This window comes from Streptomyces sp. NPDC104581, assembly GCF_055583685.1.
Map to the genome: position 1 here is coordinate 1 of NZ_JBVJNN010000075.1, position 13,744 is coordinate 13,744.

Here is a 13,744-nt window from a genome sequence, read left to right on the forward strand (position 1 = left end):
GGGGGTGTGGGAGGAGGGGGGGGGGGGGGGGGGGAGGGGGGGAAGGCTCTTTGGGGAGGCGTTGGGGGGGGGGTGGGGGAGATCCTCGGCGGGGTCCCCCCCCCGCTTCTGTCTGCTCCCACGGCCCGTCAGAGCAGGACGCGCTCCGCCGGAGTCTCCCGGTGGGCCCGCGACTTGCGCAGGTCCCGGGTGACGACCGCCTTCTTGAGCCAGCGGTCCGTTCCGTCGAACCGGGCCTTGAACGCGCTCCTGCCGTGCACCGCCCGGTAGTTGTCGATCACCAGCAGGTCACCGGGGGCCAACGCGACCTCGGTCAGGTTCCGTTGCAGTTCCCCGGTCAGCGCGTTCAGCGCCGCCGCGGCCTCCTGATCACCCGACAGCGGCGACATGAACGCCGGGTCGATCCGCAGGTACGGCCGGTCCGGATGCCCGAACAGCACGGCAACCGGCTCCGGTTCGTCCTGCATCCGCTGCACCGCGTGCATGCTGCCCTTGCTCTGGGTCAGCTTCCGCGCGTGCTTGAGGTGCTCGGTGTCCGGAAGGATCAGGAACCGGGGCTGGCTCAGCACCTCCCGCTGCTCGTCCGTCAGCGACACCTCGTCCACCCCGGCCACCACCGTCGGCACCGCGTCATGGTTCCGCAGCCCCAGCAGCAGCAGATAGTCGCAGCGGAACGGGTGGAAGCCGTCCTCGGTGTGCCAGGCCAGCTCCACCGTGCCGTGACCGCTCTGGTCGTTCTCGTGCGCGGGGACCGGCAGCACGTCGTGCACCAGCCGCCCGTTCTGAAGGGTCGACCAGCCGAACAGGTCCCCGAGGTGAGCGGTCGCCAGCATGAGCGCCACCTCATGCACCCCCGACTCCGGTTCCCTGGGCGGCTCCCGCCAGTCCAGCGGGGTCGGTCCCAGCCGGCCGTCGTCCACCGGAAGGCCCCGTACGACCAGGCAGGAGGCCGTCTCCGCGTGCCGGAAATCCCGCAGCTCCCGGATCAGCCGCGGTGGCAGCCGGTGCGCCTGCACGGACAGGTCGTCCAGCAGGGCCGGGGCGCTGCTCGTACCGTGGTCCCGCAGGACCGAGCGAGTGAGCGTGTCCAGAGCGGCCCCTTCGGCCGCGTCGAGGTCCAGGTATCGGATCATCGGCGGTCAGCTCCCCCGAGATCCGAAGGGAAGCGTCCTCGTGTATTCACGAGTTCTCCTTGTCCTGACGATCAGTTGACGGTGTCCTGCTTCGCGACGAACGTCTCGGGATCGGGCAGGTAACCGCCGTCCACCAGGAACCGGAAGCAGGAGTGCGCCCACTCCTCGGCCACCGGCGGGCAGCTGATGCCCGAGCCTTCGAGTGCTTCGGTCAGCACCCGGCACTCGTCCATCGGGTTGATCTGCTTCTGGAGCTCCGGGTCGAGCGCGGCGTGGCGCATCGTGGCGACCCGCAGCAGCGGGGTCATCGGGAACAGGATGTGGTCCTCGCCCACGTCCAGCGCCCGCTGCCTGGCGTCCTCCTCGTCGATGACGTCGAGGTTGTAGCCGAACGACCGCAGCCACTGGTAGCACTGCTGCATCGTGGTGGGCGCCGGGTTGGTGATGTTGAAGTTCTTCCCGAAGTTCTCCTCGCGGAGCGAGGTGTAGACGACGGCCTGCGCCGTGAAGTCCACCGGCACCGCGTTGATGACGTCGTTGTAGAGCGGCAGCACACCGAGGTCGAGGAAGCCCCGCAGATACACGTACAGGTAGTCGGTGTGGTGCGAGGCGCCGGTCTCGGCGTGGCCGGTGATCATCCACGGGCGCTGGACGGTCACCGGGATGCCCCGGTCCCGCGCGATGTACATGATCTTCTCGGCCAGCCACTTGCTGCGCGGGTAGCCGGTCGGAATCCGGATCGGGCCGCTGTCCAGGTCCTCCTCGGTGAACGGCCGCTCCGCCCCGCTGCCCATGAACACGTCGACGCTGGAGATGAAGTGGACCGACTTCAGCGTCTCCGTCGTCGCCAGCCGCAGCACCTCCTTGGTGCCCTCGACGTTGGCCGGGCGGGCCGCCTCGTACGGGTAGGTGAAGTTGACCACCGCGCCGCTGTGGTAGATCACGTCGATCCGCGACGCGCAGGCCGTGAACTCCTCCGGGCTCAGGCCGAGCCGCGGCTTGGCCAGGTCACCGATGACCATGCGCATCCGGGAGCGGTACGACTCGTCCCACGCGTGGTAGGTGCGCAGGGTCTGCTCCATGCGCTCCCACGCCGCGTCCTCGCTCTCCGCCCGGACCAGGCAGTGCACGAGGGCCTCGGTGCTCTTGATCAGCTCCACCACGAGGAAAGCGCCCAGATAACCGGTGGCACCGGTGACCAGCGCGTGCTGCGGGTTGAACCACTCGGAGTGCGGCAGGTCCCCGGGGGTGATCTCCTCGGGCAGCCGGACCTCCTCGTGCAGCTCCTCCAGCTGCTGCGCGTACAGGACCTCGCTGTCCACGTTGTCGCGCTGCCGCCGGTCCTCCTCGATCGCCGCGGCGACGCCGGCCACCGTGGGCACCCGGAAGATCTGCTCCACCGGCAGTGTCACGTCGTGCGTCCGGGCCAGCTGCGCGGTCAGCCGCGCCACCAGCAGGGAGTTGCCGCCGAGTTCGAAGAAGTCGGCCACCGCGCTGACCGCGGGCACGCCCAGCAGCGAGCAGAAGGTCTCCGCGATCTCCGCCTCGAGCTGGGTCCCGGGCTCCACGAAGTCCTCGATACCGAGGTCGGGCGCGGGAAGTGACGCGGTGTCCACCTTTCCGTTCGGGGTGAGCGGTATCCGCTCCAGCGTCACGAACGCGCCCGGCACCATGTAGTCGGGCACCTGCGCCAGTACGTGCTTGATCAGCGCTTCCTTGGTCAGCACCCGGCCGACGACCGGTACCACGTACGCCACCAGGCGCTGCACGCCCGGCTGGTCCTCCCGCGCGATGACCGCCGTCTCGGCGACCAGCGGGTGCCGGCGCAGCACGTTCTCGATCTCGGTCAGCTCGATCCGGAAACCGCGGATCTTGATCTGGGTGTCCGCGCGTCCCAGGAACTCGACGCTGCCGTCCTGCCGGTAGCGGGCCAGGTCACCGGTCCGGTACAGCCGGGCCCCCGGCTCGTCGGAGAACGGGTCGGGCAGGAAGCTGCCCGCCGTCATCCCCGGACGGCTGACATAACCGCGGACCACACCGCCGCCGCCGATGTACAGCTCACCGGGCACGCCGGGCGGCACCGGGCTCAGCCGCTTGTCCAGCAGGTGCAGACGGGTGTTGGGGATCGGGTGGCCGATCGGCACCCGGCCGGCCGCCGCGTCCTGCGCGGTCACCGTGTGCACCGACGCCCAGACGGTCGCCTCGGTCGGACCGTACTCGTTGAACAGCGCCACCTGCGGCGAGCGCCGGTTGTGCGCCTCGACCAGGTTGGGCGGCAGGACCTCACCGGCCAGCACGGTCGTCCGCACGGAGGGGAACGCCTCCGGCTCGGCCTCCAGCAGCACCGCGTACTGCGAGGGCACGCCGTCGACGTGGGTGACCTCCTTGTCCCGGATCAGCGCGCCGAGCAGCCGCGGGTCCAGGACCTCCCGCTCGTCGGGCACGACGACCGTGCCGCCGCGGCGCAGCGTCCAGTACAGACCACCGCCCGAGGCGTCGAAGGTGAACGGGGCCAGCACCAGATAGCGCTCCGGCAGACCCGGCGCCTCGATGACCGAACGGGCCAGCGTGGAGTGCACGATCTGCCGGTGCTCCACCGCCACGCCCTTCGGGCGGCCGGTGGACCCGGAGGTGTAGATGACGTACGCCAGGCTGTCCGGCCCGACCGCCACGGAGGGCCGGGTCACCGGGCCCTCGGGATCTGCGGTCGGCACCGCCACCCCCTCCAGCCCCGGCAGTTTGCCGGCGAACCCGTCCAGCGCCGACTGGGCGCCGACGACCAGGGAGATCCCGGCGTCCTGGGCGATCGACGCGATACGGTCCGCCGGGTACGACGGGTCCAGCGGCACGTACGCGCCGCCCGACTTCAGCACGCCCAGCAGCGCGACCATGGTGTGCACCGACCGGTCGGCCAGAACACCCACGAGGGTCTCCGGGCCCGCGCCGAGACCGGCGAGCCGTTCGGCCAGCGCGTCGGCCCGCAGCTCCAGCGAGGCGTACGTCAGCTCCGCCGTGCTGGAGGTCAGCGCCAGGGTGTCCGGGTTGGCCGCGGCGGCCTCCCCGACCAGCTCGTGCAGCAGACGCGGCCCGGCGTGCTCGGTGCCGGTCGCGTTCCACGCGGTGAGCCGCTCCTGGTCCGGGCCGGAGAGCAGCGAGAAGTCCGCAAGCGCACGGTCCGGTTCGGCGACCGCGGACTTCAGGAGCAGCAGCAGCCGGTCCAGCAGCCGCTCGGCCGTGTCGCGGTCGAACAGCGCCGTGTTGAACTGCGCGCGCAGCGACAGCTCCCCGTCACGGCGCACCGCGAACAGGTCGAGGTCGTGCGGGGTCCAGGTGACCGGCAGGTTCACCGGACTGGCGACGGCGCCCGGCAGCTCGCGGCTGCTCCACTCCTCCTCGAAGCCGAACAGGGCCTGGAACAGCGGGGTGTGGCTGAGGTCGCGGGCGGGCTGCGCCGCCTCCACGATCTGCTCGAACGGCAGCCGGCCGTGCGCCAGCGCCTCGTCCAGGGACGAGTCGGTCCGCCGCAGCAGCCCGGTCAGCGTCTCGCCGGACTCCAGGTCGAAGCGCACCGGCAGGGTGTTCTCCAGCGGGCCGACGAGATCACCGGCGCCGTCCTGCCAGGACGGCGGGACGGGCACGCCGACCGCGAACCCCTGCTGCTGGGCGTGCCGGGACAGCACCGCGGTGTACCCGGCGAGCAGCACGCGCGACAGGCGGTGCCCGGTGCCGGCCGTGAACGCGTCGAGCTCGGCGCGCAGTTCCGTCGGCACCGGCACCGTCACCACGTCGGCGTCGATGGTCTTCACGGGCGGCCGGGGCCGGTCCGTGGGCAGCTCCAGAGTGCTGAGGCCCGCCGTACGGCCGCGCCAGTACTCGATGTCCTTCTCGGCGTCGTCACCTGCCAGCCAGGCGCGCTGGGCGGCGGCGAGGGCCTGCGGCTCGGCGGCGACCGCGGTGACCTCCGCGCTCCCGCCGAGCAGGTTCGCGTACCCGGAGAGGACCTCGTCGGTGAGCAGCCGCACCGAGCGCCGGTCGGCGACGAGCTGATGCACCGTCAACAGCAGTACATGGTCCTCCTCGCCCAGCCGAAGCAGGCTCGCCCGCACCAGCGGACCCTGCGCCAGATCGAACCGGCGGCGGGTCTCGGAGGCCGCGATCCGGGCCAGTTCGGCGTCGAGGCGGTCCGGGTCCACCTGGACCACCGGCAGCCGCAGTGAAGCCACCGGCCGTACGGTGGCCAGCGGGTGGCCGTCCACCGTACGGAAGGTGGTACGCAGCACCTCGTGGCGCTGCACACTCGCCGACAGTGCCTGCTGGAGCACGGCCGGGTCTGTCCGGCCGGTCAGCCGGACGGCGACGCTGGTCTGCCAGGGCCGCTTCTCGTCCAGCTGGATCAGCAGCCACAGTCGGCGCTGTTCCAGGGTCAGGTTGCTGGTGACGTTGGCTGACGCGTCCAGGAGGCCCGCCAGGAGCGCGCGCTTCTCGTCGGACGTCAGGGAACTGATCTCTTGCTGCCCGCTCATTCGGTGGACTCCCGTCCTAGCTGTCGGATGCGGTCAGGCGGAGCGTTCGCGGACCGAACGGGGACGCATGTCGGTCCACACCCGCTCGATGTGCTTGAGGCACTCCTGCTTGGTGCCGGCCGGACCGTTCGCGGCCCAGCCCGCGGGCACCGCCCGGTCGGCGAACCAGATCGAGTACTGGTCCTGCTCGTTGGTGACGACCTGGAAGACGGTGTCGGCGTCGTCGATACCCATGAGGGCTCCTCGTGGTGTGTCGGGTGATCGGTCGGTACGGATGTCCCGCGGTCAGTTCAGATGGCGCAGGAGCTGGTCGATCTCGTCGTCGGACATCCCGGCGAGCTGGGCGAGCAGCGCCTCGTCGGACGTGGGCCTGCGGTCGCGGGCCCGTTCGAGTTCCTCGATGGCCTCCGCGAGTCCGGCCGGGGTCGGCAGCCGGAAGAAGTCGCGCACCGGAACCTGGAGGCCGAACTCGGCCCGGACGCGGCTCAGCAGTTTCGCGGCGAGCAGGGAGTGGCCGCCGAGCCCGAAGAAGTCGGAGTGCACCCCGACCACCGACAGGCCCAGGACGTTCTGGAAGATCGCCAGCACGCGGCGCTCCACCCCGTTGCGGGGCGGCACCTCCGCCACCACCTCACGCGGCGCCTGCTCCGGCGCCGCGGGCAGCGCCCCCCGGTCCGGCTCGCCACCGGGCCCCAGAGGCAGTTCGTCCAGCACCCCGAAGACCGCCGGGACCCGGTAGCCGGGCAGCGCGGAGCGGGCCCGGCCGCGGATGTCCGCGGCCAGCGCCTCACGCTCCCCCACGGTGCCGGCCGCGACGGTGCCGTCCGGCACCAGCCAGGCGATCAGACGGTTCCCGCCCGCGTCCGTGGTCACCGCGGCGGCGCCCACCCCCGGGAAACCGGCGAGCACCCCCTCGACGGCCGCCGCAGGTACGGCGCGGTCCCCGACGAACAGCCGGCCCTCGCCGGGCCCGACCGCCTCCAGAGCCCCGTCCCGGGCCCGCCGGGCCCGCAGCCCCACCGGTACGGCGGTGCCCGTCTCGTCGGCCACGTACAACTCGCCCACCAGACCGGCGGGAACCGGCGCGCCCCGAACGTCCAGCAGGCTCCGCACCACCCCGGCCGGCGGCGGTCCCAGCCGCCGCGCCCGCCGCTCGTCCAGCGGCGCCAGCGCGGCCGGCACCGCCATCGGCTGCGGGCCCGGACGGCCCAGGAACACCGTGTCGCCGGTCCGCGTCAGCATGCCCACCAGATCGGGGGCGAGCACCTCGCCGACACACACCAGCCGTGCCCCGGGCGGCGGTTCCCAGCCCTCGGTCAGCACCCGCCGCCAGGTCGGCGGATCGGCCAGTACGAAAGCTGCGGGCGGCCCGGCCGGTGCCACCTGCGCCCCCGACAGCATCAGGCTGCGGGCATGGGCCAGCGGCATCAGCAGGTCCACCAGGGAGGGCGGGGCGCCGCCGTCGAGCAGCAGGACATCGTCCTCCGCCGACACCGACAGCCGCTCCGCGACGCTCGCCAGCGCGGCGGCCAGCGCCCCGTGCGACAGCGTCGCCCCGGACCCGCCTCCGTCACCGGACCACCAGGCGGGCGCGTCAGGACCCGGCGGGCCCGCGTCCGCCACCGGGTCGAACCGCGGCCCGGTGGTGATCAGCCAGCCACCCGGCTCGTCCTCGGCCCGCCGGACGAACGCACCCGCCCGGTCGTGCCGCTGCCCGTACGCCGGCACCGCGCCGACCTCGAACGCCGCCAGCAGTACCGCGATCAGCGCCGCCGAAGGCACCGGGGGAGTGGTCACCCGCATACCGGGCCCCGCGATCCCCTCCGCCCGCAGCCGGCCGGCCAGATCCGCCGACCACTCGCGCAACTCACCCAAGGTCAGTACGGCATCGGCCGACGACAGCACCATGTCGTCCGCGCCGCGCCCGGCCAGCAGCCCCGGCACGGTGAGCGCGGCCGGCACGGTCGCCTCCGGCCCCGTCTCCGAGGTGACCGCGGCCGTGTCCGCCGCCAGGGGCAGCGCACCCACCGGGACCGCCGGGTCCCGCAGCGCGTCCGCCAGCACCAGCCGGTGCAGCTCCACGATCCGCGCCGCCGTCGCCTCGTCGTACAGGCCCCGGTCGTAGTCCAGCTGGAGCCGCAGTCCGTCCCCATCCGGCAGCACCGTCAGCCACAGGTCGAACTTGGCCGCCGTACCGGTCAGTTCCACCGGTGCCATGGTCAGACCGGGCAGCCGCACCTCGGCCGCGGGCGTGTTCGGCATCGAGAACATCACGTCGAACAGCGGATTGCGGTCCAGCGCCCGGGTCTGCCCGACCTCCTGCACGAGCCGGTCGAACGGCATCCGGTCGTGCGAGAACGCGCCCAGACAGGCATCGCGCACCACCCCGGCCGCCGAATCGAACCCACCGCGCAGCGGCAACCGGGCCCGCAGCACCAGGGTGTTCGCGAAGAACCCCACCAGCCGCTCCGAGTCCGGATGGTGCCGGCCCGCCACCGGCGTGCCCACCACCACGTCCTCCTGGCCCGTCACGCGCGCCAGCGTCGCCATGAAACCGGTGAGCAGCACCATGAACAGCGTCCCGCCGGACCGCTTGGCCAGCTCCTCCAGCGCGGCGGTCGCCGGACCGTCCAGCCGCTCCTCCACCCGGCCGCCGTCCCCGCCGCGCCCCTGGTCCCGCGGGCGGTCCACCGGCAGCTCCAGCGGTGACGTACCCGCCAGCGCCTCCTGCCAATGGGCGACCATCCGGTCCATCCGCTCACCGGCCAACTGCTCGTCCAGCCAGCCGACATAGTCGGCGTACTGCACCGGCAGCTCGCCGAAACCGGCCCGGCCGCGCTCCCGCAACCCCCGGTAGGCGTCCGCGAGATCGCCGTAGAACACATCCATCGACCAGCTGTCGCAGACCAGGTGATGGATCGTCACGATCATGGTGTGCCGGCGCGGTGCCTCGCGCACCAGCACCAGCCGCAGCAGCGGCGGCGCGTCCAGCGCGAACGGCAGCGCCGCCTGCTCCCTGGCCAGCCGCTGCACCCGCTCCCCGGCCGCCTCGGGCGACAGGTCGGAACAGTCGACCACCGGCAGCGACACCAGCGCCTCCGGCAGCACCAACTGGTGCGGATCGCCGTCGACCAGGCCCACTCCGGTGCGCAGGCTCTCGTGCCGCGCCACCACCGCGTTGACCGCCTGCTGGAGCAGTACGACGTCCAGATCACCGGTCAGCCGCACCGCGCTCACCACGTTGTACGCGGCATTGCTCGGCGGGTTCAACTGGCAGACGAACCAGAGGCTCCGCTGCGCCGGCGCGGCCGGCAGCACGAAGTAGTCGCTGTAGTCGCGGGACTCGCCGCTGCCGACACCACCCGCGTACGACGAACTGCTCACTGGGTCCCCGCCTCCCTCGCGGCTGAGGCACCGAGTGCCGACTCGATGAAGGTCACGACGCTCCTCTCGTGGTCCTGCACGAAGAAATGACCTCCGTCGAAGTCCTGCACCGAACAGTCCTCGGAGGTCTGCCGGGCCCAGCCCGCGTCCCCGGGCCGCACCAGCGGGTCCCGGTTACCGCGCAGTACTCGCACCGGCACCGGCAGCGGAGGGCCCGGCACGTACCCGTAGGTCTCCGCCAGGGTCAGATCGGCCCGGATGGTCGGCAGCATCAGCGCCACCAACTCCTCGTACTGCGACAGCTCCTGGGGCTCCATCCCCTCCCAGGCCCGCAGCCGGTCCAGCAGTTCCGCGTCCGGCAGATGGTGCACCTGCTCCTGGTCCGCGTACTGCGGGGCGTCCCGCCCCGACACGAACAACGCGACGGGCAGCGGCAGTTCCAGCTCAACGAACCGCCGAAGCACCTCGAAGGCGACCAGCGCCCCCATGCTGTGCCCGTAGAACGCGTACGGCCTGCGGGTCAGCGGCCTCAGCGCGGGCGCCAGCGCGTCGACGAGCGCGCTCATCTCCTGGAACGGCGGCTCCCCGAGCCGCACCTCCCGGCCCGGCAGCTGCACCGCGGTGACCTTCAGCGCCGAGGTGTGACGGTGCCAGCCGCGGAACTCCGCGGAACTGCCCCCGGCATGCGGAAAGCACACCACCTCGCTGACCGGATCGGCCACTTCACCGAATGATCTGAACCAACGGGAACTCAGTCGGGTCGGGCGCACATCTACCTCCATCGGAGATGGCGAACGTAGAACACGAGAATGTGCTGGAACGGCACCACCGGATCAGGGATTCACCGACCGGATCGCAGTGCGGAATCCTATCCCTACCAGTTTCATCCGACGCCGCTCAATGACCTCGTACCGGCCTGAGAGGCGAGCGATAAGGAACTGAGAGCCGAGTGAGAGACAGCACGCTTTTAATTGCATCGGCGCCGACGTGTGTCACCTTCACGCCGCACCGCCGAAGATCCCCGCACTCTCCCCGATACGTCGATCCGACACCGGGCCGCCCGCGGCCGAGGGAATGGAGTCCGCCGATGCCGAGCCCCGTTCGCCCCACACTCGTGCACACCCTCGTCGGGCACGCCGCGACCCGCGGCGAGCAGATGGCATACGAGTACCTGCACGACGACGGGCGAGTGGACAGCCTCACCTACGGGGAGCTGCTCGACCGTGCCACCCGGACCGCGGCGCGACTGCGCGCGGACGGCGGACAGAACGGCCCCGCGCTGCTGCTCTACCCGCCCGGCCTGGACTTCGTCGTCGCCGTCTGGGCCTGCCTGCTCGCCGGCGTTCCCGCAGTTCCCGCCTATCCGCCGCTGTTCGGCTCCACCGACCGCATCACGGCCCGCTTCCTGCGGATCCTCGAGGACTCGCGGGCCACCACGCTGCTGGCCGACCCGCTGGTGCTCGGACTGTTCACCTCGGGCCTCGGCGCCGAGGACCTGCCGCGGGTGCTCACTCTCGACGACGCCGCCCAGGACGCCACCCACGAGCACGGCGCCGGCGAGAACGGCCCCGGGACCGCCGGACCGACGGGGTCCACCGCCGCCGATCCCGACGTCCTGGCCGAGCTGTTGCGCACCGCCGCGGCCCCCGAGGACACCGCTCTCATCCAGTACACCTCCGGCAGCACCGGACAGCCGAAAGGCGTTGTCCTGCAACACCGGAATCTTCTCGCCAACATCAAGGCGATAACCGAGGTGTTCCAACTCGACGAAACCGCGCGAGTCGTGTCCTGGCTGCCGCCCTATCACGACATGGGGCTCATCGGATTCATACTCACGCCCGTCCACGGGGCATTTCCGGTCCGCCTGATGTCACCCGTGCATTTCCTCAAGAGCCCGCTCTCCTGGCTGCGGCAGATCAGCGAACTCGGCATCACCCACACCGGCGGTCCGAATTTCGCCTACGACCTCTGCGACCGGCGCGCCGCCACCGGCGACCTCACCGGAATCGACCTGAGCACCTGGCGGCTCGCGTTCAACGGCGCCGAACCGATCCGGCCCGCGACGCTCCACCGGTTCACCGAGCGCTTCGCCGCCCACGGCTTCCGCCCCGAGGCGTTCCTGCCCTGCTACGGACTGGCCGAGGCCACCCTCATTGTCACCGGACGCCACTGGACCGCCCACGACAGCGTGGACGAGGACGGCCGTGTCGACTGCGGACCCGTCATCGACGGACACAACCTCGCCCTGGTCGACCCCGACACCGGCACACCCGCCCCCGAAGGCGCCGAGGGCGAGATCTGGATCAGCGGCCCCAGCATCAGCGACGGCTACTGGAACAGCACCGGCACCCCCGACAGCGAACTCTTCGGCCTCCTCGACGGCACCCGCCACCTGCGCACCGGCGACCTCGGCCGGCTGCGCGCCGGACACCTCACCGTCACCGGCCGCCGCAAGGACGTCATCATCCAGAACGGGGTCAACCACCACGCGCACGACCTCTGTTCGGCCGCCGCCGAGGACAACCCCGCCGTACGGCCCACCGCCGCCGCCTTCAGCGGCCCGGACGAAGAGGTCGTCATCGCCGTCGAGGTCGCCGGCAAGGACCACGACCCGGCGGCCGTCGCCGCCGACATCCGTACCCGGGTCCTCACCGCCACCGGAGTCCGCGTGCACACCGTGGTCCTCTGCCCGCCCCGCAGCATCCCCCGCACCACCAGCGGGAAGATCCAGCACTCCCTGGCCCGCACCCGCCACCTCGCGGGCGAACTCGGCGACACCACCGTCACCGCCACACCGGCCACCGCCACCGCGGAGGAGGCGGAACTCCTCACCCTCTTCCTCTCCTCCATCTTCGCCGCCGTCTGCCAGGTCCCCTCCTGCGGACCCGACGAGACCCTCAGCGCCATGGGCGGAGACTCCCTGCGCGCGGCGGAGATCGCCGCGGTCGTCGAGGACGCCCTCACCCTCCCCGTACGCGTCGAGGACGTGCTCCGCGCCCAGTCGCCCCGCGAACTCACCGCACGCCTCGCCCAGCGCTGGGCCGACGACGGAGTACCTCCCGCCGACGCACTGCAACGGGTCAAGACCCTGATGTCCCAGGAGTGAGGCCGACACCCGAACCCGGCAAACCAAGCGGAGGACACGTCCGGTGACGAAACGGAGGACGACGCCTGTGTCAGACAACGTTCAGGTACCCGCCGCCCTTGGCCGCGACCTCCTCGCCCGCTGGCGTGCCCGCACACCGGAAGCCACCGCACCCGCCGACCCCCGGGTCAGCCCCATCCAGCTCGGCCTGCGCCTCTTCGAGGAGATCCACCCCGGCACGGCCGCCAACATCCTGCGCTTCGACGCCGAAGTGGCGGGCCCCGTCGACACCGGCCGCCTCGCCGGAGCACTCCGCACACTCGCCGGGCGGCACGCCGTGCTGCGCACCACGTTCCCCCAGGGGGACCGCACCGCCTGCGCCGTCACCCCCGAAGCCGACGCCGCACCCGACCTGACCGTCACCGACCTCGGCCACCTCGGCCCCGACGCCGGCCGCGGGAGCGCACGCGCCGCCGCGGACCTCCGAGCCGCCGAACCCGTGGACCTCGCGACGGGCCCGCTGTGGCGCGTGGCCGTCTGGACACTCGCGGACGGCACCGCCCACCTCCAGCTGCTCGCCCACCACATCGTGGCCGACGGCTGGTCACTGGGTGTGTTCCTCGCCGAACTCGGCGCCCTTTACACGGGTTCGCCCCTCGGCCCCGCCACCCCGCTGCCCCCGGTCCCGGCCACCCCCGACCCGGCCGCACTCGCCGCCTGGCGGGACCGGCTGGCCGGCGCCCGCCCGCTGGCCCTGCCCACCGACCGGCCCCGACCGGGCACCCGACGGTTCCGCTCCGACCACGTCGACATCTCCATCGACCCCCAACTGCTGCGCCGCGTTGAGGACTTGGCCGACAGCACGGGCATGACCCCCTTCATGGTGCTGCTCGCCGCCTTCCACCTGACCCTGGCACGCACGGCGGGCCACGCCGACATCACGGTCGGATCGCCCATCGCGACCCGCGAACGCCACCGGGCCCCGGGCGCCGTCGGCCCGCTGGCGACCATGCTCGCGCTGCGCACCGACACCACCGACGCCCTGACCGGGCGTGACGTGCTGCACGCCGTCCGGGACACCTGCCTGGACGCCTACGGCGGTGCCGACGTGCCCTTCGAGACGGTGGCCGAACAGGTAGGACAGCGCGGCACCTCGCTGTTCGACGTGCTGTTCGTGCTCCAGCCGCAGCTGCCCGACCTCCACCTGGGCGAGCTGCCCGTCCGGCCGATGGTGATGGCGCCCACCACCATCCGCAACGACTGCGAGCTGTACCTGTGGCAGGGCGAGGACGGCATCACCGGCTTCCTCGGCTACGACACCGACCTGTTCGCCGCCGACACCGCGACCCTCCTCGCGGGCCGCTTCCACACCGCACTCACCGCGCTTGTCGATGCTCCTGACCGGGAGTTGGCGGAGTTGGATGTGCGGTCGGTGGGGGAGCGGGAGCGCGCGGATTCGCTCTCTGCGGGCACTGCGCTGTCCGGTGTGACGGTGGGTGGCCGGGTCGAGCACATGGTGGAGGTGGTGGTTGATCGGTCTGGTGGTGGGGGTGTGGCGGTTGTTGGTGTGGGTGGGTCGTTGTCGTATGGGGAGTTGGAGGAGCGGTCGAATCGTCTGG

General features: G+C 72.0%; 7 protein-coding genes. 2 read left to right on the top strand and 5 right to left on the bottom strand.

Going from position 1 to position 13,744, the window contains the following annotated elements; translation table 11 throughout:
- Window positions 1–128 precede the first annotated feature (128 nt).
- The 5 genes from gntD to ACZ61E_RS31980 form a co-directional block, all read right to left on the bottom strand.
- Window positions 129–1,133, bottom strand: coding sequence for a guanitoxin biosynthesis L-enduracididine beta-hydroxylase GntD (gene gntD / locus ACZ61E_RS31960; protein ID WP_469703855.1), 1,005 nt, complete (start codon window positions 1,131–1,133; stop codon window positions 129–131).
- Between the two features lie 71 nt (window positions 1,134–1,204).
- Entirely contained in the window at window positions 1,205–5,656 is a 4,452-nt protein-coding gene (locus ACZ61E_RS31965) for a non-ribosomal peptide synthetase family protein (RefSeq protein ID WP_469703857.1), read from the bottom strand.
- A 33-nt stretch (window positions 5,657–5,689) separates the two neighbouring features.
- On the bottom strand, window positions 5,690–5,890 hold the full coding sequence (locus ACZ61E_RS31970; RefSeq protein ID WP_078078457.1) for an MbtH family protein: 201 nt from the start codon (window positions 5,888–5,890) through the stop codon (window positions 5,690–5,692).
- Window positions 5,891–5,941: 51 nt separating this feature from the next.
- Window positions 5,942–9,040: a condensation domain-containing protein gene (locus ACZ61E_RS31975; RefSeq protein WP_469703859.1), complete on the bottom strand. Its 3,099-nt coding sequence runs from the start codon at window positions 9,038–9,040 to the stop codon at window positions 5,942–5,944.
- A complete protein-coding gene (locus ACZ61E_RS31980) occupies window positions 9,037–9,762 on the bottom strand; it encodes a thioesterase II family protein (protein ID WP_469703860.1) in 726 nt (241 codons plus the stop codon). The genes ACZ61E_RS31975 and ACZ61E_RS31980 overlap by 4 nt, the downstream gene beginning before the upstream one ends.
- A 365-nt stretch (window positions 9,763–10,127) precedes the next feature.
- Between ACZ61E_RS31980 and ACZ61E_RS31985 the strand changes: the two genes are divergently transcribed.
- Both ACZ61E_RS31985 and ACZ61E_RS31990 read left to right on the top strand, forming a co-directional pair.
- Complete coding sequence (locus tag ACZ61E_RS31985; protein ID WP_469703862.1) at window positions 10,128–12,146, top strand: AMP-binding protein; 2,019 nt, start codon at window positions 10,128–10,130, stop codon at window positions 12,144–12,146.
- Between the two features lie 67 nt (window positions 12,147–12,213).
- The coding region (locus ACZ61E_RS31990) for a condensation domain-containing protein (protein ID WP_469703864.1) at window positions 12,214–13,744 on the top strand (1,531 nt) is incomplete at its 3' end.

Bases quoted from the DNA above. Each gene is read 5' to 3' on its own strand.
- gntD (WP_469703855.1), bottom strand. From the start codon at position 1,133: ATGATCCGATACCTGGACCTCGACGCGGCCGAAGGGGCCGCTCTGGAC.
- ACZ61E_RS31985 (WP_469703862.1), top strand. From the start codon at position 10,128: ATGCCGAGCCCCGTTCGCCCCACACTCGTGCACACCCTCGTCGGGCAC.
- ACZ61E_RS31965 (WP_469703857.1), bottom strand. From the start codon at position 5,656: ATGAGCGGGCAGCAAGAGATCAGTTCCCTGACGTCCGACGAGAAGCGC.
- ACZ61E_RS31970 (WP_078078457.1), bottom strand. From the start codon at position 5,890: ATGGGTATCGACGACGCCGACACCGTCTTCCAGGTCGTCACCAACGAG.